Source organism: Arthrobacter ginsengisoli (assembly GCF_031456935.1).
GTDB lineage: Bacteria > Actinomycetota > Actinomycetes > Actinomycetales > Micrococcaceae > Arthrobacter > Arthrobacter ginsengisoli.
The window spans coordinates 31,911-54,235 of record NZ_JAVDVQ010000002.1 but is presented as its reverse complement, the minus strand read 5'-3'; the positions used below and the strand labels follow the sequence as shown (position 1 = coordinate 54,235).

Here is a 22,325-nt window from a genome sequence, read left to right as displayed (position 1 = left end):
GCTGTGAGCGAAGCCTAGATTTAGGCTTGAGTTTATGAGTGCTCTCGCAGCAGGCGTTCCCCCCGCGTGGATCCCATGCCAGCGCCGCTGTGTTGCAGGGAGGTTTATTCAGTGCCGACAAAACCAGCTGGCACCTTGTACCGCGGCCGTGAAGGCATGTGGTCCTGGGTTGGACACCGCATTACCGGTGTAGTGATCTTTTTCTTCTTGTTGGTCCATGTGTTGGACACCTCATTGGTGCGTGTGTCCCCCGAGGCCTACACCGCCGTGATTGGTGCGTACAAGAACCCCCTGATGGCCCTGGGTGAAACGGGCCTTGTTGCAGCGATCGTATTCCACGCCTTCAACGGCCTGCGGATCATCGCCGTCGACTTCTGGAAGAAGGGCGCGAAGTACCAGCGCCAGATGCTGTGGACGGTGCTCATTCTCTGGGTAGTCGTCATGGTGGGCTTCTCCATTCGCCACCTTTCCCTCGCCCTTGGAGGTCACTAGCCATGAGTGCAACTGAGATTAAGAGCCCGCGCAGTGCCGTGGCAAAGGTCGGCAGCAACCGGATTGCACCGCAGTACCGCCGCAACGGCAGTTCCAAAGGCAACTTCGAAATGCTCGCGTGGCTCTTCATGCGGCTTTCCGGCGTGGTCCTGGTTGTCCTGATCTTTGGACACCTGTTCGTCAACCTGCTGGTCGGCGACGGCATCCACGCCATCGACTTCGGCTTTGTGGCCGGCAAGTGGGCCGACCCGTTCTGGCAGATCTGGGACCTGGCCATGCTGTGGCTGGCGATGCTGCACGGCACCAACGGCGTGCGCACCATCATCAACGACTACGCCGAAAAGGACGCCACGCGTCTGTGGCTGAAGATCGTGCTCTACGCGGCCACCACCGTCATCATCATCCTCGGCACCCTGGTCATCTTCACCTTTGACCCGTGCCCCGTGGTCAACGGTGTCCAGCTGCCCGGCGGCTTCTGCCCCGTGCCGTAGCGGCGCAGCCCCACCGGCACCCGATCACTGCCTGCCGGTGCAGGCACGGGATTTCCACGAGGTTTCACCGGGCCGGCTCCGCCGGCCGGTGTTGTTAGCGAATTTTTAGAGAAAGAGCGTCTGGTATGCAGGTCCATAAGTACGACGTCGTGATCGTCGGTGCCGGTGGCGCCGGGATGCGCGCGGCGATCGAATCAGGTCAGCGCGCCCGAACAGCAGTATTGACCAAGCTGTACCCCACCCGGTCCCACACCGGAGCGGCGCAGGGCGGCATGTGCGCGGCCCTGGCCAACGTCGAGGAGGACAACTGGGAGTGGCACACCTTCGACACCATCAAGGGCGGCGACTACCTGGTTGACCAGGACGCCGCCGAGGTTATGGCGAAGGAAGCGATCGACGCCGTCCTGGACCTGGAAAAGATGGGCCTGCCGTTCAACCGCACACCCGAGGGCCGGATTGACCAGCGCCGTTTCGGTGGCCACACCCGCGACCACGGCAAGGCTCCGGTCCGCCGCGCCTGCTACGCCGCTGACCGCACCGGCCACATGATCCTGCAGACCCTGTACCAAAACTGCGTCAAGCACAACGTCGAGTTCTACAACGAGTACTACGTGCTGGACCTGCTGACCGTCGAGGAGGACGCGGTCCGCGAGGACGGCACGCCGTACAAGCAGAAGCGCGTCGCCGGCGTCGTGTCCTACGACCTCGCCTCCGGCGAGCTGCACGTGTTCCAGGCCAAGTCAGTGATCTTCGCCTCCGGCGGCGCCGGCAAGGTCTTCAAGACCACGTCCAACGCCCACACCCTGACCGGTGACGGCATGGGCATCGCGTTCCGCCGCGGCATCCCGCTGGAGGACATGGAGTTCTTCCAGTTCCACCCGACAGGCCTCGCCGGCCTGGGCATCCTGCTCTCCGAGGCGGCCCGCGGCGAAGGCGCGATCCTGCGCAATTCCGAGGGTGAGCGCTTCATGGAGCGCTACGCCCCGACCATCAAGGACCTCGCCCCGCGCGACATCGTGGCCCGCTCCATGGCCAACGAAGTCCGTGAGGGACGCGGCTGCGGCCCGAACAAGGACTATGTCCTCCTCGACCTGACGCACCTTGAGCCGGCGCACATTGACGCCAAGTTGCCGGATATCACCGAGTTCGCCCGTACCTACCTGGGTGTCGAGCCGTACACGGAGCCGGTTCCGGTCTTCCCGACGGCGCACTACGCCATGGGCGGCATCCCCACCAACATCACCGCCGAGGTGCTCCAGGACAACGACACCGTCATCCCGGGCCTCTACGCCGCCGGCGAGGTGGCGTGTGTCTCGGTGCACGGATCCAACCGGCTGGGCACCAACTCGCTGCTGGACATCAACGTCTTCGGCAAGCGCGCCGGCATTGCCGCTGCGGAATACGCGAAGACCGCCGATTTCGTGGAGCTCCCCGTTGACCCGGAGGCCTACACCCTGGACCTGCTGGACCACGTCCGCACCTCTGACGGCTCCGAGAAGGTCGCGGCGATCCGCAAGGAACTGCAGGACACCATGGATGCCAACATGCAGGTGTTCCGCACGGCCGAAACGCTGAACCAGGTCCTGACTGACATCGCGTCCTTCGAGGAGCGTTACCAGCGCATCAGCGTCCAGGACAAGGGCAAGCGCTTCAACCTGGACCTCCTGGAGGCCGTGGAGCTGGGCTTCCTGCTGGAACTAGCCAAGGTCATGACCGTGGCGGCCCTGCACCGCGAGGAATCCCGCGGCGGCCACTTCCGCGAGGACTTCCCCGAGCGCGACGACGAAAAATTCATGAAGCACTCCATGGCGTACAAGGATGAGCATGCTCCGGCGGATGGTTCCGCGGAGGCCATTGCAGGCATCCGCCTTGCCACCAAACCGGTGGTCTTTACGCGTTACGAGCCGATGGTGAGGAAGTACTAAGATGACCGCTGAACTCGCTGAGCCAGCCTCCAAGATCGAACTGCCCGCCCACATCGGAGGCGGCGGGGAAATCCCCTCCTTCGACGTGACCCTGCGCGTGCGCCGCTACAACCCGGAGGTCTCCGAGGACGCCACCTGGGATGATTTCAAGGTCACCATGTATGGCACCGACCGTGTCCTGGACGCCCTGCACAAGATCAAGTGGGAGATGGACGGCAGCGTCTCCTTCCGCCGTTCCTGCGCGCACGGCGTCTGTGGCTCGGATGCCATGCGCATCAACGGCCGCAACCGGCTTGCCTGCAAGACCCTGCTGAAGGACCTGGACACGTCCAAACCCATCACGGTCGAGCCGATCAAGGGCCTCCCGGTGGAGAAGGACCTGATCGTGGACATGGAACCGTTCTTCCAGTCCTTCCGCGAGGTCATGCCGTTCCTGATCAACCGGGGGCACGAGCCCACGAAGGAACGCCTGCAGTCCGCCGAGGACCGCGAGCGGTTCGACGACACCACCAAGTGCATCCTCTGCGCCGCGTGCACCTCGTCCTGCCCGGTGTTCTGGACCGACGGCCAGTACTTCGGCCCGGCTGCCATCGTCAACGCGCACCGCTTCATCTTCGATTCCCGCGATGACGCCGGCGACATGCGCTTGGAGATCCTCAACGACAAGGAAGGCGTGTGGCGCTGCCGCACCACCTTCAACTGCACCGAGGCGTGCCCGCGCGGCATCCAGGTCACGCAGGCGATTGCCGAGGTCAAGCAGGCCATCCTGTCCCGCAGGATCTAGCAGCTGCTCCACAAAAACCACACGAACGACGACGACGGCGCCTCTCACCTCACGGGTGGGGGCGCCGTCGTCGTCTCCCCACTCGGCGAAAGGGGACACCATGTCCCGTTCTGAAAAGGTCTCCTTCCAGGGTTCCACCGGCGAAGTCCTCTCCGGCATTGTCGATGTCCCGGAGGGGCCGGTGAAAGGCTGGGGCGTGTTCTCGCACGGCTTCACGCTGGGCAAGGACAGCCCGTCGGCGTCGCGGATGTGCAAGGCGCTGGCGGACAGCGGGGTGGGCATGCTCCGCTTCGACAACCTGGGCCTCGGCGAATCCGCCGGGCTCTGGTCCGAAGGTTCCTTCAGCCACAAGGTCGCGGACACCGTGAAGGCGGGCGAATTCATGCGTGAGTCGGGCCGGCCGGTCTCGCTGCTGGTGGGCCATTCCTTTGGCGGGGCTGCGGTGCTGGCGGCCGCGCGGCAGATCCCGGAACTCGACGCCGTCGCCACCGTGGGCGCCCCGTTCTCGCCCAAGCATGTGGCACACGTCTTTGACACCGCCCTGGACCGGATCCTCAGCGAGGGCAGCGCTGAAGTGGACCTGGGCGGCAAACGGGTGGAGATCCGCCGGCACTTCGTGGAGGACCTGGAGAATGCCGACCTGACGGACTGCATCCGGCAGCTGCACAAGCCGCTCATGGTGCTGCACTCCCCCACCGACAACACGGTCGGCATCGAAAATGCCAGCACGATCTTCCAGACGGCACGCCACCCGCGCAGTTTCGTCTCGCTGGAGGGCAGCGACCATCTCCTGACGGGCAAGGGCCAGGCGGCCCGTGCCGCGAGGATTATCGCGGCGTGGGCCGATCAGTACCTCGACGCCTGAACGCGGCGGACAGCGGCCGCCGGCGCCCCGTGGGCTCGACCGGCGTTTTGCCCGGCTGGACGCGCCGGGCGCCCCAGCCGGTGGTCGTGGCGGCGGGCCCGGCCTTGAGGTCCTCCTCACGGATCGCCAGCCACGAGGCGCAGACCACGTACACCTGGCTGACCAGGTTGAACCAGATCAGCAGGCCGATGATGATGGCGAACGGCGCCAGAATCGGGTTCTTGCCCGCGCTGGCCAGCAGCTGGGTGCTGAAGATCTGGAGCACGGTGGTGCCCACCGCGGCGAGGGTGGCCGCTTCCAGCAGTGAGCGCCGGGCAGGTTTCAGCCCTGCGGCCACCCGGTACATGATCAGGGCAGTACCCCAGCCGAGCAGCAGCGGCACGAGGATCGTGACAGAGGTCGTCAGTGGCCCGGCTACCAGCGGATCGAGGTTCAGCTGTTCGGTCACCCATCCCGCGGCCGTACCGAAAAGCAGTGAGGCCGCGGAGCTGATCACCAGGGCCACACCCAGCAGGATCAGCGTGCCGACGTCCTTGAGGATCTGCAGGATCGGATTCATCACCAGGGGGCCGAGCTGCATCATGCTCCGCATACCGTCGCGGATGCCGCTGATCCAGCCCAGGGAGGTGAACACTGTCACCACGGCGGCGATCAGGGCGGCCCAGCCAAGGCTGGTGGGGTTCAGCAGCTCATAGGGATCAACCAGCCCCTCGCTGCCGTCCACCTTCAAGAGGCCGGGCGCAGTCACGGCCACGCTCCGGATTATTTGGTCCAGCAGGGCCGGATATCCGCTGAGGAAGAGGCCGGCCAGGGATAATCCGGTGGCCAACAGGCCCGTGATGGCGAAAAACATCCTGAACCCGATGCCCGCACTCAGCAGCGGGCCGCGATGGCGGAGGTAGTGCAGGTACGCCCGCATAGGCAGCAGCATGTTGACCCGCGCCAGCTGCCACGCCAGCATCGCCATCAGGGACGCCACTGCCCCGCCGCCGGAGCGCCGAACCCTGCCCCACTCGACCCGCTTGCGGATGACTTCGAGTTTCAGCCCGGCCAAATCGCTGGGCAGCGGCGGCTCAGCGGGCGCCTGCGCTGCCGTCCGGACCTCTGTCGTGCTCTGGTTTGGTCCCAAAGTCAAGCTCTTCCCGTAGCTGCCAGATGCCGTTGTCGTCGTGCTCGTAGAGTCCCATGCTAGCCACCGGGAACGTGGCGCTGTAATCCTTGAGGACCGTTTCGGCCTCATCGAGGCTTTCCGGAGCGACGTCGTGCGCGACCGTAACGTGCGGGTGGTAGTCGAACGGCAGCTCCCGCTCCAGCGGGCCGGACTGCAGTTGGCGGTGCAGGTTAACGCAGTCCCCGAAGCCGTCCTCGACGTTCAGGAAGACCACCGGGGACACCGGCCGGAAGGACCCGGTCCCTGCGATGGTCACGTTGAACGGTTCCTGCTTGCGGGCGACGTCACGGACATGGCTGCGGGTCGCTTCCCAGTCCTGGGTCATGGTGGTCGTCACGAGCGTGATGTGGGCGGGGATGACGGTCGCCATGGGGTCGCCGAAGGAAGCACGCCAGCGCTTGAGCTCCTCGGCGACCTCCGCCGGAAAACCCAGGATCACGCCGATGCTGATGCCTTCGCTGCGCTGTCCGTTGCTCGGAGGGGATTCCGGAGCGGCGCTGCTGCCGGCGCGCGGGGTGGCGCGTTTCGGCTCGTTAGCGGTGACTTTGCTGACGGAGGACATCGGCCTAGCGGACTCCGGCCAGGCTGAGGGACGGCAGGAAACCCATGCGCTCGTACACCCGGGCAAGCGTGACCGAGGCAATCTCACGGGCACGCTCCGCACCCTGGGCAAGCAGCCTGTCCAGCTCTGCCGGATCTGCCATCAACTCGTTGGTGCGGTTCCGCAGCGGCGTGAGGAAGTCGACCATCACCTCGGCCAGGTCAACTTTGAGGTGGCCGTACATCTTGCCCTGGTACTCGGTTTCCAGCTCTGCCACGGTCTTGCCCGTCAGCGTCGAATAGATGGTCAGCAGGTTCGAAACGCCCGGCTTTCCTTCCGGATCGAAACGGATCTCCGTCCCGGCATCCGTCACGGCGGACTTGATCCGTTTGACCGCGATCTTGGGGTCTTCGAGCAGCTGGATGGATCCGTTGGGAGACTCGCCCGTCTTGGACATCTTGGCGGCGGGGTTCTGGAGATCGTAGATCTTCGCAGTGGCTTTCAGGATGGTCGCCTCGGGCACTGTGAACGTCTGCCCATAGCGGGTGTTGAAGCGCTGCGCCAGATTGCGCGTCAGCTCAAGGTGTTGACGCTGGTCCTCGCCCACCGGCACCAGGTCCGTCTGGTACAGCAGGATGTCGGCGGCCATCAGGGTCGGATACGCGAAGAGGCCCAGGGTCGCAGCGTCCGCTCCGAACTTCTGCGTCTTGTCCTTGAACTGCGTCATGCGCGAAGCTTCGCCGAAACCCGTGATGCAGTTCAACGCCCAGGCCAGCTGCGCGTGTTCGGGAACATGCGACTGCACGAAGAAGATGGACTTGTCCGGATCGATCCCGGCCGCAATGTACTGGGCCGCCACCACCCGGGTCCGTTTGGCCAACTCGGACGGCTCAAAGTCGACGGTAATGGCGTGCAGGTCCGGGATGAAGAACACGGCGTCGTATTCGGCCTGCATGTCCACCCAGTTGCGCACGGCACCGATGTAGTTGCCCAGGTGCAGGGAATCCGCGGTGGGCTTGGCGCCGGAGAGGATGCGCTTCTTTGCGGCGGCAACGGTTGAACTAGTCATGTTGATAAAACCTTCGGACTTAGAGCCGGTAGTCCACTACCAGCGGGGCGTGGTCGGAAAAGCGTGTATCCCAGGACGATGCCCGGTCAACAACGGCCGACACTGCGGCAGCAGCGAGGGCGGGCGTGGCCATGTGGTAATCAATGCGCCAGCCGGTGTCGTTGTCGAAGGCCTGTCCTCGTTGGGACCACCAGGTGTAGGGGCCGTCGACCTTGCCCGCCAGGTCCCGGTGAACATCCTTCCAGCCGATGTCCTCGCCAAAGAAGCGGTCGAAGTAGGCGCGCTCCTCCGGGAGGAAGCCGGCACGCTTGACGTTGCCCTTCCAGTTCCGGATGTCCAGTTCCGTGTGGCCGACGTTGAGGTCGCCAACCACGAGGGCGTGGTCGCTGTGTTTGGCCAGTTCGGGCAGCCTGGTGCTCATAACGTCCAGGAAGCGGAACTTGTCGTCCTGCTTCGGGGTGCCGGCCTCACCGGAGTGCACATAGGCGCTGGCGACGGTCAGCTGCGCGGCGTCGCCCTCCGCGTTGCGGACGGTGTAGTCGGCCTCGACCCAGCGGCCGGCGGTGGCGAAGTAGTCCTCGCCGATGCCCACCCGGGTCTGCAGCGGTTCGGTGCGGGATGCGATGGCTACGCCGGCGCGGCCCTTGGCTTCGGCTTCGGCGTGCAGGATGTACCAGCCCTCGCCGAGCAGCTCCTGGACGATGGCGTCCGGCGCGCGGACTTCCTGCAGGCAGAGAATGTCCACTTCGCGGGGCTCAAGCCACTCCGCCATGCCCTTCTTATAGGCAGCGCGAAGGCCGTTGACGTTGACTGATGCGATGCGAAGGTTGTCCTTCTTCAATGCCGAACTCACCCGATCCACTCTAGTCGACAATGGTTCCGGAGACGGGCTCGTCGCTGCCGCCGGAGGACTTGATCATGTCGCGGGCGTTGGTGGCGGTGATCTCGATGGTTTCGAGCGCGCGCCGGATCGTGTCCTGGTCCGACGCGGCGCCTTTCGCCCGCTCCTGTTCGACGACGCCGACCTGGACCTGGACGATCTTGAACGAGTGGTCGAGTTTCAGGTCCCGGACCTCGTCCGCTTCGTTGCGGACTTCCACCAGACGGGTGCTGCCGTGGTCAACACTGCCCGACGACGGCGCCCGCCCGGCCGCTGCGTTGAAAGCGTTCTGCGCTTCCGTGAGCTTGGCGCCGGCCTTCTTGGCCGCCTTCTGGATGCTGAAGACCACGAACGAGGCCAGGGCGAGCCAGAAGCCGGCAATGATCGCCACGACCCAGCCGACGACGTCGTTCTGGTTCGCCGCGAAGATGACCGCGACGACGAAGGCGATGATGAAGACCATCATCCCGGGTCCGCTGATGCGGAGCAGGGAGAACTTGCCCGTGGCGGCGTTGTACGCGGACGGCTTGGAAGACTCGGTGTTGCCCAGAGATTGCATGAGCCTATTATCGCAAACCCCCGCCGCGCCCCGGCCCGCTTCCACCCGGGGCGAACGCAATGCAGCGCCCTCGGAGCCGGACCTCCGGGCGGGCCCCCGCGACACGGCGGGCATTACGTCAGTATGGGCATTACGTCAGGACGGGCATTACGTCAGGACCAGGCAGAACGGGTGGCCGCTGGGGTCAGTGTAGACGCGGAACGTCCCGGTGCCGGCGTCGAGGCTGGTGGCGCCGAGCCGGAGCACCTCCGCTTCGGCGGCGTCGAGGTCATCCACCAGCACGTCCACGTGCATCTGCTGCGGGTGGTCGGCGTCGGGCCACCGGGGGCGGACCAGCCGCTCCACGCGCTGGAAGTCGATCCCCGGGCGGCCGGCGGCGTCGCCAATCGAGATGAAGTCCTCATTCTCCTGGACCCGGGTCATTCCGAGCAGCTCTGCATAGAAGCCGGCGAGAGCGTCCGGGTCCTCGCAGTCGATGACGAGCGACTGCCATTTTCCGATCATGCGGTTCTCCGTCCCAGGGACATCATTTGAGGAACAGCCGGCGCAGCCGGCCGGTAGTCAGCAGCACACCGAGGGCGATCATGACGAGGTAGTAGCCGATGTGGACGGCCGTCGCCGGGCTGAAGACGCCGACGCTGATCTGCCGGAGCAGCTCCACGCCATGCCACAGCGGCATGGCCTGGATGAGCCACTGGATGTACTGCGGGTACACGCTGAGCGGGTAGAACGTGGCACTGAACAGGAACATCGGCAGCATCACGAAGTTGATCCAGTCCATCTGCTGGAAGGTCTTCATGAAGCTCGTGATGCCCATGCCGAAGCTTGCGAAGCCGAAGGCGATCAGCACCGCGGCCGGGATCATCAGGATGGCCCACGGTGTGGTGATCAGCCCCATCACACCCATCACGGCGGTGAACCCGGTGGCATACATCAGGCCGCGGAGCAGCGCCAGGAAGATCTCCCCCATGGCAACGTCGAGCGGGCCCAGCGAGGTGTAGAGCATGCCCTGGTACAGCTTGGCGAAGTTCATCTTGAAAAAGACATTCCACGTCGAGTCGTAGACTGCGCCGTTCATCGCGGACACGGCCAGCAGCGCCGGGGCGATGTAGGCGGCGTAACTGATCTCCCCGCCGCCGGGCCCCTGCACCGGGCCGACGACCGCGCCCAGGCCCACGCCCATTGAGATCAGGAACAGCACCGGCTCGAAGAAGCCGGAGAGCATGACCATCCAGTTGCTGCTCTTGGTGGCCATCAGCCCGCGGGCGACGACGGCGCGGACGTTCCGGGAGTACAGCGGCCCGAACTTCCGGTTGCGGGCCGTCTCGGTGTCGCTGTGGCTCGTGCTGAGTGCGCTCATCCGCCCATCCTTTTGATGAACTGGCGCTTGGCCAGGACCCAGCCGCCGGCGGTGAGGGCCAGCAGGAAAACAAAGTGGACGATCGTCAGCAGCGGCTCCTCCTCGTAGCCGTACGTGAACACCCGGCTGAGCTCGGTGCCGTGCCAGATCGGTGAGATCCAGCCGATCCAGCGCACCGCCAGCGGCAGGGTGTCCAGCGGGAAGAAGGTTCCGGAAAACAGGAACAGCGGCATCACGATGAAACGCATCACCATGGCGAACTGGCCTTTGTCCTCCGTGATCGAGGCGGCGTAGGCCATCAGCGGCAGCCCGAAGGCCAGCCCGGCGAGGCAGGCGACCGGGATCGAGACCCAGCCCCAGCCGCTCGGTGACGCCCCGAACAGCGCCACCACAGCAAAGTAGATTGCGGACTGCAGCAGGAAACGGGCCGTGACGGCGATGACCTGCCCGAACGCGATCTGCTGGGGTGTCAGCGGCGAGGCGTGCGGACCGTAGTAGATCCGGCGCCATTTGAAGCCGTCCATGATCGGGAAGGTGAACTCGTTCGCCGCTGTCATGACGGCGGCCGACACCAGCAGCGCCGGCGCGATGAAGGTCAGGTAGCTGACCCCGCCGAAGCCGGCCTCGCTGTTGGTGTCGACCAGCGTCGCCAGTCCCACACCCATGGCGAAGAGGTAGGCGACGGGCTGCCCGACGCCGTACATCACGATGGTCCAGCCGTAGCTCTTCATCACCCGGAGCACATGTTCGGCGAAGTAGAGGGACCCCCAGCGGCGGGCCCGGGCGGCCGAAACCGCTGGGGAATGGGCGCGCAGCGCGGCGGCCGCCGGTGCGCCCGGTGCGCCCGGTGCCGAGTCGGCGGCTGCCCCGGCCGATGCCGCCTGCCCCGGCTGCCCGGCTTTCCTAGTCAACGAGGCTCCTGCCGGTCAGGCGCAGGAAGACGTCCTCAAGCGAGGAGCGGCGCACCAGCGACGTCACCGGGCGCAGCCCGCGCGCGGAGACTTCCTCCAGCGCGGCCTCGCCGTCGTGCGCGTAGATGAGGACGCGGTCGGGAAGGGTTTCCACCCGTTCGCCGATGCCCTCCAGCTCGGCACCGACGGTGGCGTTGCGTTCCGAGCCGAAGCGCAGCTCGAGGACTTCGCGGGTGGAGTACTCGCGGATCAGGCTGGCGGGCGAGCCTTCGGCCATGATTTTGCCCTTGTCCACCACGATCAGGCGGTCGCAGAGCTGCTCCGCCTCGTCCATGTAGTGGGTCGTGAGGATCAGCGTGACGCCCTGCTCCTTGAGCCGGAACAGCCGGTCCCAGAGGATGTGCCGGGCCTGCGGGTCAAGTCCGGTGGTGGGTTCGTCCAGGAGCAGGATCCGCGGTTCGTTGATCAGCGAGCGGGCAATCGTGAGCCGGCGCTTCATCCCGCCGGAGAGCGCATCGACCTTGGACTTGGCCTTGTCGGTGAGCTGCGCGAACTCCAGCAGCTCGTCGGCCTTGGGCTTGAGGTAGCTCATCGGCAGGCCGAAGTAGCGGCCGTAGACCAGCAGGTTGTCCCGGACTTTGAGTTCTTCGTCCAGGTTGTCCTGCTGCGGGACGACGCCCAGGTGCGCGCGCACTTCCGGACCGTTCCGGTCCGGGTCCAGGCCCATGATGCTCAGGCTCCCGGAGGTCCGCTGCGACACCCCGCCGATCATCTTCATCGTCGTGGACTTGCCGGCGCCGTTGGGGCCGAGCAGGCCGAACGCCTCGCCCGCGGGGACGGAGAAGGAGATCCCGTCGACGGCGATGACGTCGCCGTAGCGCTTCGTGAGGTTCTCGGCCGTGATCACGTACTGCGGCGGGCCGGCTTCGGCGGGGCTGCTCACGTGGGCTTCCTTGGGGGAGGATTCTTTGGAGACGAGTTCAGGCACCCGAATCACGGTAGTGGATCCCGCCGGACTATGAAAGGGTCTCTTCGTAAAAAATCCAGACGTTTGCTGTTCCGTGCTGTCCGGGGCCTGGTCCAGCTGTCCGGGCTTAAACGGCCCGGGGCGCCGCCTCCCGAAGGAGGGGCGCCCCGGTGTCCTGGACTGTCAGGCTCCGGGACTAGACGATGCCCGAAGTGGCCGCCTCGGCCAGGTGGCGTTCCGCGGTCTCCACGACATTGGCGAGCAGCATGGCGCGGGTCATCGGGCCCACTCCCCCGGGGTTCGGGGACAGCCAGGCGGCGACGTCGGCCGCTGCCGGGTCCACGTCTCCGGTGACCACCGCTTTGCCGGAGCCGTCGTCGACGCGGCTGACGCCGACGTCGAGCACGATGGCGCCCGGTTTGAGGTCCGCCGCCTTGATCATGTGCGGCTGGCCGGCCGCGGCGATCACAACGTCGGCCTGCCGGAGTTCGGCGGGCAGGTCAACCGTGCCGGTGTGGGCCAGGATGACCGTGGCGTTGACGTCCTTGCGGGTGAGCAGCAGGCCCACCGGACGGCCGATCGTGACCCCGCGGCCGACCACCAGCACCCGCTTTCCCTTGAGGCTGATGCCGTGCCGGGTGAGCAGCTCCACACAGCCCTTGGGTGTGCACGGCAGCGGGGACTTCATGGGACCGCCGACGTTGGCCACGAGCCGGCCGAGGTTCATCGGGTGCAGTCCGTCGGCATCCTTGTCGGGGTCCATGGCCTCCAGGATGGCGTCCTGGTCGATCTGCCTGGGGAGCGGGAGCTGGACGATGTAGCCGGTGCATTCCGGGTTCTCGTTGAGCTCCCGGACCACGGCCAGGAGCTCCTCCTGCGTGGTGTCCTCCGGCAGGTCGCGCCGGATCGACGTAATGCCCACCTCGGCGCAGTCCTTGTGCTTCCCGGCAACGTACCAGGTGCTCCCGGGGTCGGAACCGACCAGGATCGTGCCGAGGCCCGGGACGATCCCGCGGGTCTTGAGCACGGCGACGCGTTCGGTCAGTTCGGCCTTGATCGTCGCGGCGGTGGCCCGGCCGTCGAGGATCTGAGCGGTTTCAGCCGTGGGTGCAGTCTCTGCAGAAGTCATTGACTACCACTGCTCGTGCTGCGGGTACAGCGGGAAGTCCGCGGCGAGCTTGTCCACCCGGGACTGGAGCGCCTCGATGTCCGTCGCGGCGCCGGACTTCAGCGCGGTCGCGATGATCTCGGCGACCTCGGTGAACTCCGCCGCGCCGAAGCCGCGGGTCGCCAGCGCCGGGGTGCCAATGCGCAGCCCGGAGGTGACCATCGGCGGGCGCGGGTCGAAGGGCACGGCGTTGCGGTTGACCGTGATGCCCACCGAGTGCAGGAGGTCTTCCGCCTGCTGGCCGTCGAGCTGGGAGTTGCGCAGGTCCACCAGGACCAGGTGCACGTCGGTGCCGCCGGTGAGGACGGAGACGCCGGCGGCGGAGACATCGGCCTGGTTCAGGCGGTCGGCGATGATCCGGGCGCCTTCCAGGACGCGCTCCTGGCGTTCCTTGAATTCCTCCGTGCCGGCGATCTTGAAGGCCACCGCCTTGGCGGCGATGACGTGCATCAGCGGTCCGCCCTGCTGGCCCGGGAAGACGTTGGAGTTGATCTTCCTGGCCCACTCCTGCTTGGCCAGGATCACACCGGAGCGGGGTCCGGCGAGGGTCTTGTGCACGGTGGAGGTGACGACGTCGGAGTGCGGGACCGGGCTGGGGTGCAGTCCGGCGGCCACGAGGCCGGCGAAGTGCGCCATGTCCGTCCAGAGCAGCGCGCCGACCTCGTCGGCGATCGAACGGAAGGCCGCGAAGTCCAGGTGCCGCGGGTAGGCGGACCAGCCGGCGATGATGACCTGGGGCTTCTCGGCGATGGCCTGCGCGCGGAGCTTGTCCATGTCGATGCGGAAGTTGTCCTCCTCGACCTGGTACGCGGCGACGTTGTAGAGCTTGCCGGAGAAGTTGAGCTTCATGCCGTGGGTCAGGTGGCCGCCGTGGGCCAGGGACAGGCCGAGGATCTTGTCCCCCGGGGTGATCATCGCGGAGAGTGCCGCGGCGTTGGCCTGGGCGCCGGAGTGCGGCTGGACGTTGGCGTACTCGGCGCCGAAGAGCGCCTTGACCCGGTCGATCGCGAGCTGCTCGGCGATGTCGACGTATTCGCAGCCGCCGTAGTAGCGGCGGCCCGGGTAACCCTCGGCGTACTTGTTGGTCAGGACCGAGCCCTGGGCCTCCATCACGGCGCGGGGGGCGAAATTTTCGGACGCAATCATTTCCAGGGTGCCGCGCTGGCGGCCCAGCTCCTGGGCGAGGACGGCGGCGATTTCGGGGTCAAGCTCGGCCAGCGGCTGGTTGCTCACGGCGGCGGAAGAAAGGCTAAGAGAGGTGGTCACGGGGAACTCCTGGCTAGGCAACGGGCACTGCTTAAGGTCAGGTTACCGGCTGGCCCGCGCGGCGTCCCTAAATTACGGCCCCGGAAAGGCGGGCGTGGCAAAGGGACCGGCACCCCTGGCGGGGTGCCGCTGCGGGCCGGCAGCGGGGCGCTGCCAACCGGACAAACGTGACCCTCGGCCCAGGCGTACGATCCGTGGTCTTCGTGAATGCCGCTCCCTGGTGGTTAGCCACCCAACGCCAGTTGCGACGGATCCAGACTACCCCAGACCGCGGCAGCGCCCCAGCCGGCGCCTACCCGCGGGTAGGCTGTCTGGGTGACTGACGACCAGCTGACTGCCTCCTATATTCTGACTTTCTCCTGCCCGGACCGCCCCGGAATCGTGCACGCCGTCGCGGGCGCCCTGCTCGTGGCCGGCTGCAACATTACGGACTCGCAGCAGTACGGCAGCCAGAACACCGGGACGTTCTTTATGCGCGTCGAGGCCACGACGGCGGCCTCCCCCGCCGGCCTCCGGGCCGCCCTGGAGCCGGTGGCCCGGGCCTTCGGCATGGAGTGGAGCCTCAACCCGGCCGGCCGGAAGGTCCGGACGCTGCTGATGGCCAGCACCTCCGCGCACTGCCTCAATGACCTGCTGTTCCTGCAGCGCTCCGGCACCCTGCCGATCGAGATCCCGGCCATCGTGTCCAACCACCGGGACCTGGCCGGCCTGGCCGAGTTCTACGGCATCCCCTTCCACCACATCCCGGTCACCCCGGACACCAAGGTCCAGGCCGAAGACGAGCTCCGCGCGCTGATGGCCGAGCACGACGTCGAGCTGACGGTGCTGGCACGCTACATGCAGATCATCTCCAACGAACTGTGCCAGGAGCTGACCGGCAAGGCCATCAACATCCACCACTCCTTCCTGCCGTCCTTCAAAGGCGCCAAGCCCTACCACCAGGCCCACGCCCGAGGCGTGAAGCTCATCGGCGCGACCGCGCACTACGTGACGGCCGCGCTGGACGAGGGGCCGATCATCGAGCAGGAAGTCATCCGGGTGGACCACCGGCGCACGGCCGAGCAGTTCGTCCAGATGGGCCGCGACGTGGAGGGCCGCACCCTGGCCCAGGCGGTGCAGTGGCATGCCGAGCACCGGGTCCTGCTGGACGGGAACCGGACGGTTGTATTCAACTGACGCCGGTCATTGAATAGGAGTATGGCACTTTCCGGGGAAGACCCGCTGACCCTTTTCGTGGCCCTGCTCAAGTCCGAGGGACGCAGGGGCGTGCTCGGCCTTGACTGCGGCCAGGGCACGGACGGACTGCGCTTTGTCCAGGCCGGCATCCATTTCACCGGCGTGGACCAGTCCGAGGAAAACATCCACGCCGCCCGGGCGCGGGGCCTGGAGGCCTCCGTCGCCGCAGCCGGTTCGCTGCCGTTCGCCGACTCGGCGTTCCCGTCCGTGTGGGCGGTGGACGCCCTGGCGGGACTGCCGCCGGAGGAATGGGACGACGTCGTCCGCGAACTCGGGAGGGTGGCGGCGCCCGGTGCCCCGATCGCCGTCGTACTGCCGGAAGCCGACCTCCCCGACGCCTTCACCGTATTCCGCTCCCCCGCCTGAAAACCCCCGTTGCGCTATCACTTGTGGTTGTTCCCAGCGCTGGGAACGACCACAAGTGATAGGGCAACGGGCCGGGGATGTGTCCTAGGCTGGGGGCATGGCTCCCATTTACGCATTCGCCGGCGACACTCCGGCCGTCCACGAATCCGCCTTCATCGCACCGACCGCCTCCGTGATCGGCAAGGCAACGCTCGCCGAGAACTCCAGCGCCTTCTACGGCGTGTCCGTCCGGGCCGATACTGCCGCGATCTCCGTGGGTGCCGGCAGCAACCTGCAGGACAACGTGGTGCTGCACGCGGACCCAGGCTTTCCGTGCACCGTGGGCGACCGGGTCAGCGTCGGCCACAGCGCCGTTGTGCACGGCTGCACGGTCGAGGATGACTGCCTGATCGGGATGAGCGCCACCATCCTCAACGGCGCGGTGATCGGGGCCGGCTCCCTCATCGCCGCCGGCGCCGTGGTGCTGGAAGGAACTGTGGTCCCGCCGCGCTCGCTCGTTGCCGGTGTCCCGGCCAAGGTCCGGCGCGAACTCAGCGACGAGGAGTTCGCGGGCGTCCAGCAGAACGCGGCGCACTACCAGGAACTGGCACGCGCCCACCGCGAACTGCACGCCTGACGTCCGCGGGGACGTCTCCGGCGCCCGACGGCGGCGCCGGACGCGTCCCGCCGGCGCAGGGCCGACACCTGGCCGGTTTATTGCGTTAACTTCTTGACTACAAGACGCGGATGCGGCAACCTTCATAGCATGCCCTCACCAACGCGCTCAACGAGGAGCCGAACCAAAAACCCCGGGTCGCAGTCCGCCCTCCGGCACCTGAACCAGCAGCGGATCATTGAATGCCTGCTCGCCGGGCCCTCCACGCAGGCGGAACTCGCCCGGCAGACCGGCCTCTCCACGGCCACAGTCTCGAACATCGTGAAGATCATGCAGGACGCCGGGCTTGCCTCGACCGAACCGATCACCAGCTCCGGCCGGCGGGCGCTGAACGTCCGGCTCAACAGCAATGGGGCCGTCGCCGTCGGCATTGACTTCGGCCGCCGGCACCTGCGCGTTGTCCTCGCCTCCCTGAGCTACCACGTCATCGCCGAGGAATCGGTCCTGCTCCCCCTGGGCCACCACGCCGAAGAGGGCATCAGCGCCGCCGTCGGGCTGCTGGACCGGCTCCTGGCCGGCAGCGGCGTGGAACGCAGCGCCGTCGTCGGAGCCGGCGTCGGCATCCCGGGCCCCATCGACCGGCGCACCGGAACCGTGGCGCAGGGCGCCATCCTGCCCGAGTGGGTGGGCATCAACATCCTGCAGCGCCTCGAGGAAGCCCTCGATCTCCCGGTTTTCCTGGACAACGACGCCAATCTGGGCGCCCTGTCGGAGGTCACCTGGGGGCCGCACAACGGCATCAGCAACCTGATGTTCCTCAAGATCGGATCCGGCATCGGCGCCGGGCTGATCCTGAACGGGATGCCCTACTACGGCAACGTGGGAATCACCGGCGAAATCGGCCACGCGACCATCCATGAGCACGGCCTGGTCTGCCGCTGCGGCAACCGCGGCTGCCTGGAAACCATCGCTTCCACCACCACCATGATCGAACTCCTGGGCCGCGGCGAGGACAAGCCGCTCGCTCCGGAGGACATCGTCCGCAAGGCCCTCGCCCGGGACTCCGCGACCCTGCGCGTGGTGGACGACGCCGGACTCGCCGTCGGCCGCGCCCTCGGCAATGTGGCCAACCTGATCAACCCCGAAGTGATCGTGGTGGGCGGGCCGCTGGCGGGACTGGGAGAGCTGCTGCTGGACCCGATCCGGCGCGGCCTCATCCGGCACGCGGTGCCGGTGATCGGCGAGACGACGACCCTCACGATGTCCTCCCTGGGGAACCGCGCCGAGGCCCTCGGAGCGACTGCCCTGGTCTTCCAGCACGCCGGAATCCGGCGGAACTGAGTTATTCGTTATCGGCCCGTTGCGTTAAAGACTTGACGACAACGCTGTGATCAAGTTTACTTTTCCATCAGACGGCCCTGCGGTTTGCAGGGGCGGACAACGAAGTCATGCATTGGAGGCGTAAGGGCAGATGACGTCCCTCAACACGCACAGCGATCCGATAATTCTTGAGATGCGCTCCATCACCAAAGAGTTTCCCGGCGTTAAAGCCTTGTCCGAGGTAAACCTGCGGGTGAAGGTCGGAGAGATCCACGCGATTTGCGGTGAGAACGGCGCCGGCAAGTCCACCCTCATGAAGGTGCTCTCCGGGGTCTACCCCTTCGGCACGTACACCGGGGACATCGTCTACCAGGCCGAAGTCCAGGAATTCAAGGACATCAGGGCCAGCGAACACGCCGGCATCGTGATCATCCACCAGGAACTAGCGCTGATCCCCGAACTGTCCATCATGGAGAACATCTTCCTCGGCAACGAGCCCACCAAGCGCGGGGTGATCGACTGGGCCGAGGCGCGGACCCGCTCCACCGAACTGCTGGCACGGGTCGGGCTCCGGGAGGACCCGGAAACCCCGATCAAGGAAATCGGCGTCGGCAAGCAGCAGCTCGTCGAAATCGCCAAGGCGCTGAACAAGTCGGTGAAGCTCCTGATCCTGGACGAGCCCACCGCGGCCCTGAACGAATCCGACTCCCAGCACCTGCTGGATCTGATGCTGGGCCTGAAGGGCCGCGGCATCACCTCGATCATCATTTCGCACAAGCTGAACGAGATCGAGCAGATCGCGGATGAGATCACGATCATCCGCGACGGCAAGTCGATCGAGACCCTCAACGTCAGGGACGACGGCGTCGATGAGGACCGCATTATCAAGGGCATGGTGGGCCGGACCCTGGAGTCCCGCTTCCCGGAGCACGAGCCGAAGATCGGCGAGGTCTTCTTCGAGGTCAAGAACTGGAATGTGGGCCACCCGCAGGTCCAGGACCGCATGGTCTGCAAGAACTCCAATTTCTTTGTCCGGCGCGGCGAGATCGTCGGCTTCGCCGGGCTGATGGGCGCTGGACGCACCGAGCTGGCCCGCTCCGTCTTTGGCCGGTCCTATGGCCGTTTCCTCTCCGGCCAGATCCATCTGGACGGCAAGGAGGTCGAGCTCAAGAGCGTCAGGCAGGCGATCGATGCCGGACTGGGCTACGTCACGGAGGACCGCAAGTCCCTGGGGCTGAACCTGCTGGACGACATCAAAGCAACCACGGTCTCGGCCAACCTGCGCAAAGTCAGCAAACACAACGTGATTGACGCGAACAAGGTCTTCACGGTCGCCGAGCAGTACCGCAAATCGCTGCGGACCAAGGCGCCGTCCGTGGAGGAGGGTGTCGCCAAACTTTCCGGCGGCAACCAGCAAAAGGTGGTGCTGGCAAAGTGGATGTTCACCGACCCTGAGCTGCTGATCCTGGACGAACCCACGCGAGGGATCGACGTCGGCGCCAAGTACGAGATTTACGGCATCATCCAGCAGCTGGCCAACCAGGGCAAGGGCGTCATCGTGATCTCCTCGGAACTGCCCGAGCTGCTGGGCCTTTCGGACCGCATCTACACCATCTTCGAAGGCGCCATCACCGGCGTGCTCAACAAGGACGAAGCCAGTCAGGAAAGCCTCATGAAACTTATGACCTCCGCCCGCAAGACCGCCTGACCCGCTGGGGCCATCCACTCCTTACACTCCGGAAACAAGGACTGAAACAATGAACGCGCTCAAGAAGCTCTTTGGCGGCAACACCCGCCAATTCGGCATGATCTTCGCCCTGGTGGCCCTGATCATCTTCTTCCAGATTGCCACCGACGGGCGGACGCTCACCCCCGGCAACGTCATCAACCTCTTCAACGGCAACTCCTACATCCTGATTCTTGCCATCGGCATGGTCCTGGTGATCATTGCCGGCCACATCGACCTCTCAGTTGGCTCGGTTGCGGCGTTCGTGGGCGTCTGCGTGGCCCTTTTCATCCGTGACTGGGGAATGCCTTGGTATATCGGCATCCTGATGGGTCTGGGGCTGGGCGTCCTGATCGGGGCCTGGCAGGGATTCTGGGTGGCCTACGTCGGTATCCCGGCCTTCATTGTCACCCTTTCCGGCATGCTCATCTTCCGCGGCGCCAACCAGTATGTCGGTAAATCCAACACCATCCCGGTGCCCTCGGACTTCCAGAAGATCGGTTCCGGCTACCTGCCCGAGATCGGGCCAGACACCGGGTACAACAACCTCACCGTGCTGCTGGGCCTGCTCGCCGTCGCCTTCGTGGTCTTCAGCGAGATCCGCTCCCGCCGGAACGCCAAGGCCCTCGGCGCCGAGGTGCCCGAAGCCTGGGTCAGCATCATCAAGCTGGTCCTCATCTGCGGCGCCATCCTTTACGCGACCTACCTCTTCGCCACCGGCCGGCCGGGCACTTCCTTCCCGATTCCGGGCCTGATCCTGGCAGCGCTCGTGATCATTTACGGCTTCATCGCCTCCAAGACCGTCATCGGCCGCCACATCTACGCGGTCGGCGGCAACCGGCACGCCGCCGAGCTTTCCGGCGTCCAGTCCAAGAAGGTCAACTTCCTGGTCATGATGAACATGTCCGTCCTGGCCGGCCTCGCCGGCATGATCTTCGTCGGCCGTTCCACCGCGTCCGGCCCCTTCGACGGCGTCGGCTGGGAACTGGACGCCATTGCGGCCGTCTTCATCGGTGGCGCCGCCGTGACCGGCGGTGTCGGCACCGTGATCGGCTCGATCGTCGGTGGCCTGGTGATGGCCGTGCTGAACAACGGCCTGCAGCTCCTCGGCGTTGGTGCCGACCTGACCCAGATCATCAAGGGCCTGGTGCTCCTGATCGCCGTCGCGTTCGACGTCTACAACAAGAACCAGGGCAAGAAATCCGTCATCGGCATGCTGATGAAGAACTTCGGCCGCAGCAGCGAAATCAAGGCCGACGAAACCACCCAAACCAAAGAGGTCATCTCAAGGGGCATCTGATCCGCTCAGCTGTACTCATTTTCACCGAGTTTCCTGAACCCATCTAAAGAAAGTGAACCAAGCAATGCGAATGTTTCGTAAAGCAGGAAAGGCAGCAGGCAAGGCAGCAGCAATCGCTGCTATTGCAGCACTGGCGCTGACAGCCTGCGGCCGCACCGACAGCGGGACGACCGGAGGTTCCACCACCGGCGGGGAAGCTTTCCCGAAGGGCTCCACGATCGGCGTCGCGCTCCCGCAGAAGACCTCGGAAAACTGGGTCCTGGCGGAACAGCTGTTCAACGACGGCCTCACGGCTGCCGGCTTCAAGCCGGATGTGCAGTTCGCCAACGGCGGCGTTTCGGAGCAGCAGAACCAGATCAGCGCCATGATCACGAAGGGCGCCAAGGTCATCATCGTCGGCGCCATCGACGGTGCGCAGCTGGGTACCCAGCTCCAGCAGGCCAAGGAGGCCGGCGCCACGATCATCGCGTATGACCGTCTGCTCCTGAACACCGAGAACGTGGACTACTACGTGGCCTACGACAACTTCAAGGTCGGTGAACTCCAGGGCCAGGCGCTGCTGGAAGGCATGAAGGCCAAGAAGCCGGAGGGTCCGTACAACATCGAACTCTTCGCCGGATCCCCGGATGACGCCAACGCGAAGGTCTTCTTCGACGGCGCCATGAGCGTCCTGAAGCCGAAGATGGATGACGGCACCCTGAAGGTCCTCTCCGGCCAGACCACCTTCGAGCAGGCCGTTACCCAGGGCTGGAAGGCAGAAAACGCCCAGAAGCGCATGGACACGCTGCTCGCCGGCACCTACGCCACCGCCCCGCTTGACGGCGTACTGTCCCCGAACGACACGCTGGCCCGGGCAATCATTACCTCCGTCAAGGCCGCCGGCAAGCCGATTCCGGTGGTCACGGGCCAGGACTCCGAGGTTGAGTCCGTCAAGTCCATCATGGCGGGCGAGCAGTACTCCACCATCAACAAGGACACCCGCGCGCTGGTTGAGCACTCGATCGTCATGGTCAACGACATCCAGGCTGGTAAGAAGCCCGAGATCAACGACGACAAGTCCTACAACAACTCGGTCAAGGTTGTTCCCGCGTACCTGCTGGAGCCGGTCATCGTGACCCAGGCCAACGTCCACACGGCCTACGTCAACGATCCGGTACTCGGACCGATCACCAAGCAGTAGTTCCTGTCTGAACGCCATCCCAAAGGGCCCCGGTTCCGCCTCGTCGCGGAACCGGGGCTTTTTGCTGCCCATCTGCCCGGGTGCCCCTTTCACAGCGGATCCATAGCTCCGGACTGCGATCCGCACAGCGGCCCGTACCAGTGTGGGATCAGC

Annotated in this window: 23 protein-coding genes and 1 riboswitch; of the genes, 12 read left to right on the top strand and 11 right to left on the bottom strand. The window is 65.7% G+C overall.

Annotated features, from left to right (window positions below; all coding sequences use genetic code 11):
• Positions 1 to 111: 111 nt before the first annotated feature.
• The 5 genes from sdhC (at position 112) to J2X01_RS02395 (ending at position 4,557) form a co-directional block, all read left to right on the top strand.
• On the top strand, positions 112 to 492 hold the full coding sequence (gene sdhC, locus J2X01_RS02415) for a succinate dehydrogenase, cytochrome b556 subunit (protein WP_084507261.1): 381 nt from the start codon (positions 112 to 114) through the stop codon (positions 490 to 492).
• A gap of 2 nt (positions 493 to 494) precedes the next feature.
• A complete protein-coding gene (locus J2X01_RS02410) occupies positions 495 to 983 on the top strand; it encodes a succinate dehydrogenase hydrophobic membrane anchor subunit (RefSeq protein ID WP_310050315.1) in 489 nt (162 codons plus the stop codon).
• A gap of 125 nt (positions 984 to 1,108) precedes the next feature.
• Positions 1,109 to 2,908 carry a succinate dehydrogenase flavoprotein subunit gene (gene sdhA, locus J2X01_RS02405; protein ID WP_310050312.1) on the top strand — a complete coding sequence of 600 codons (1,800 nt, stop codon included), beginning with the start codon at positions 1,109 to 1,111 and terminating at the stop codon, positions 2,906 to 2,908.
• A gap of 1 nt (position 2,909) precedes the next feature.
• Positions 2,910 to 3,692 (top strand): succinate dehydrogenase iron-sulfur subunit, encoded by a 783-nt coding sequence (locus J2X01_RS02400; protein WP_310050309.1) that lies wholly within the window; start codon positions 2,910 to 2,912, stop codon positions 3,690 to 3,692.
• Positions 3,693 to 3,792: 100 nt separating this feature from the next.
• Complete coding sequence (locus J2X01_RS02395) at positions 3,793 to 4,557, top strand: alpha/beta hydrolase family protein (protein ID WP_310050306.1); 765 nt, start codon at positions 3,793 to 3,795, stop codon at positions 4,555 to 4,557.
• Here the strand turns inward: J2X01_RS02395 and J2X01_RS02390 are convergent.
• The 11 genes from J2X01_RS02390 to glyA form a co-directional block, all read right to left on the bottom strand.
• Positions 4,520 to 5,686: a YihY/virulence factor BrkB family protein gene (locus tag J2X01_RS02390; RefSeq protein WP_310050888.1), complete on the bottom strand. Its 1,167-nt coding sequence runs from the start codon at positions 5,684 to 5,686 to the stop codon at positions 4,520 to 4,522. The genes J2X01_RS02395 and J2X01_RS02390 overlap by 38 nt on opposite strands.
• Complete coding sequence (locus tag J2X01_RS02385) at positions 5,631 to 6,290, bottom strand: 2'-5' RNA ligase family protein (protein ID WP_310050304.1); 660 nt, start codon at positions 6,288 to 6,290, stop codon at positions 5,631 to 5,633. Before J2X01_RS02385 ends, J2X01_RS02390 begins: the two co-directional genes overlap by 56 nt.
• A gap of 4 nt (positions 6,291 to 6,294) precedes the next feature.
• Complete coding sequence (gene trpS / locus J2X01_RS02380) at positions 6,295 to 7,338, bottom strand: tryptophan--tRNA ligase (protein WP_310050302.1); 1,044 nt, start codon at positions 7,336 to 7,338, stop codon at positions 6,295 to 6,297.
• Between the two features lie 19 nt (positions 7,339 to 7,357).
• Complete coding sequence (locus J2X01_RS02375) at positions 7,358 to 8,191, bottom strand: exodeoxyribonuclease III (RefSeq protein ID WP_310050300.1); 834 nt, start codon at positions 8,189 to 8,191, stop codon at positions 7,358 to 7,360.
• Positions 8,192 to 8,201: 10 nt separating this feature from the next.
• The gene (locus tag J2X01_RS02370) at positions 8,202 to 8,777 is read right to left on the bottom strand and encodes a hypothetical protein (protein WP_310050298.1); all 576 of its coding nucleotides are present in this window, start codon (positions 8,775 to 8,777) and stop codon (positions 8,202 to 8,204) included.
• A gap of 147 nt (positions 8,778 to 8,924) precedes the next feature.
• Positions 8,925 to 9,281 (bottom strand): VOC family protein, encoded by a 357-nt coding sequence (locus J2X01_RS02365; RefSeq protein ID WP_310050295.1) that lies wholly within the window; start codon positions 9,279 to 9,281, stop codon positions 8,925 to 8,927.
• 22 nt (positions 9,282 to 9,303) lie between these two features.
• Positions 9,304 to 10,137 carry an ABC transporter permease gene (locus J2X01_RS02360; RefSeq protein ID WP_310050293.1) on the bottom strand — a complete coding sequence of 278 codons (834 nt, stop codon included), beginning with the start codon at positions 10,135 to 10,137 and terminating at the stop codon, positions 9,304 to 9,306.
• On the bottom strand, positions 10,134 to 10,952 hold the full coding sequence (locus J2X01_RS02355; RefSeq protein WP_310050885.1) for an ABC transporter permease: 819 nt from the start codon (positions 10,950 to 10,952) through the stop codon (positions 10,134 to 10,136). Before J2X01_RS02355 ends, J2X01_RS02360 begins: the two co-directional genes overlap by 4 nt.
• A gap of 88 nt (positions 10,953 to 11,040) precedes the next feature.
• Positions 11,041 to 11,991 carry an ABC transporter ATP-binding protein gene (locus J2X01_RS02350; protein WP_310050882.1) on the bottom strand — a complete coding sequence of 317 codons (951 nt, stop codon included), beginning with the start codon at positions 11,989 to 11,991 and terminating at the stop codon, positions 11,041 to 11,043.
• 220 nt (positions 11,992 to 12,211) lie between these two features.
• Entirely contained in the window at positions 12,212 to 13,144 is a 933-nt protein-coding gene (locus J2X01_RS02345; RefSeq protein ID WP_310050291.1) for a bifunctional methylenetetrahydrofolate dehydrogenase/methenyltetrahydrofolate cyclohydrolase, read from the bottom strand.
• A 3-nt stretch (positions 13,145 to 13,147) separates the two neighbouring features.
• Entirely contained in the window at positions 13,148 to 14,449 is a 1,302-nt protein-coding gene (glyA, locus tag J2X01_RS02340) for a serine hydroxymethyltransferase (protein WP_310050290.1), read from the bottom strand.
• A 170-nt stretch (positions 14,450 to 14,619) separates the two neighbouring features.
• Positions 14,620 to 14,705, bottom strand: a riboswitch (ZMP/ZTP riboswitch).
• 59 nt (positions 14,706 to 14,764) lie between these two features.
• Here glyA and purU point away from each other — a divergent pair.
• From purU to J2X01_RS02305, 7 genes are all read left to right on the top strand, one after another.
• A complete protein-coding gene (purU, locus tag J2X01_RS02335; RefSeq protein WP_310050287.1) occupies positions 14,765 to 15,625 on the top strand; it encodes a formyltetrahydrofolate deformylase in 861 nt (286 codons plus the stop codon).
• Positions 15,626 to 15,646: 21 nt separating this feature from the next.
• Positions 15,647 to 16,051: a class I SAM-dependent methyltransferase gene (locus J2X01_RS02330; protein WP_310050284.1), complete on the top strand. Its 405-nt coding sequence runs from the start codon at positions 15,647 to 15,649 to the stop codon at positions 16,049 to 16,051.
• A gap of 97 nt (positions 16,052 to 16,148) precedes the next feature.
• A complete protein-coding gene (locus J2X01_RS02325) occupies positions 16,149 to 16,667 on the top strand; it encodes a gamma carbonic anhydrase family protein (protein ID WP_310050282.1) in 519 nt (172 codons plus the stop codon).
• 129 nt (positions 16,668 to 16,796) lie between these two features.
• Positions 16,797 to 17,987, top strand: coding sequence for an ROK family transcriptional regulator (locus tag J2X01_RS02320; protein WP_310050279.1), 1,191 nt, complete (start codon positions 16,797 to 16,799; stop codon positions 17,985 to 17,987).
• Positions 17,988 to 18,117: 130 nt separating this feature from the next.
• A complete protein-coding gene (gene mmsA / locus J2X01_RS02315; RefSeq protein ID WP_310050278.1) occupies positions 18,118 to 19,674 on the top strand; it encodes a multiple monosaccharide ABC transporter ATP-binding protein in 1,557 nt (518 codons plus the stop codon).
• A gap of 49 nt (positions 19,675 to 19,723) precedes the next feature.
• Positions 19,724 to 20,992: a multiple monosaccharide ABC transporter permease gene (mmsB, locus tag J2X01_RS02310; RefSeq protein WP_310050277.1), complete on the top strand. Its 1,269-nt coding sequence runs from the start codon at positions 19,724 to 19,726 to the stop codon at positions 20,990 to 20,992.
• A gap of 64 nt (positions 20,993 to 21,056) precedes the next feature.
• On the top strand, positions 21,057 to 22,172 hold the full coding sequence (locus J2X01_RS02305; protein ID WP_310050276.1) for a substrate-binding domain-containing protein: 1,116 nt from the start codon (positions 21,057 to 21,059) through the stop codon (positions 22,170 to 22,172).
• The last annotated feature ends 153 nt before the right edge of the window (positions 22,173 to 22,325 follow it).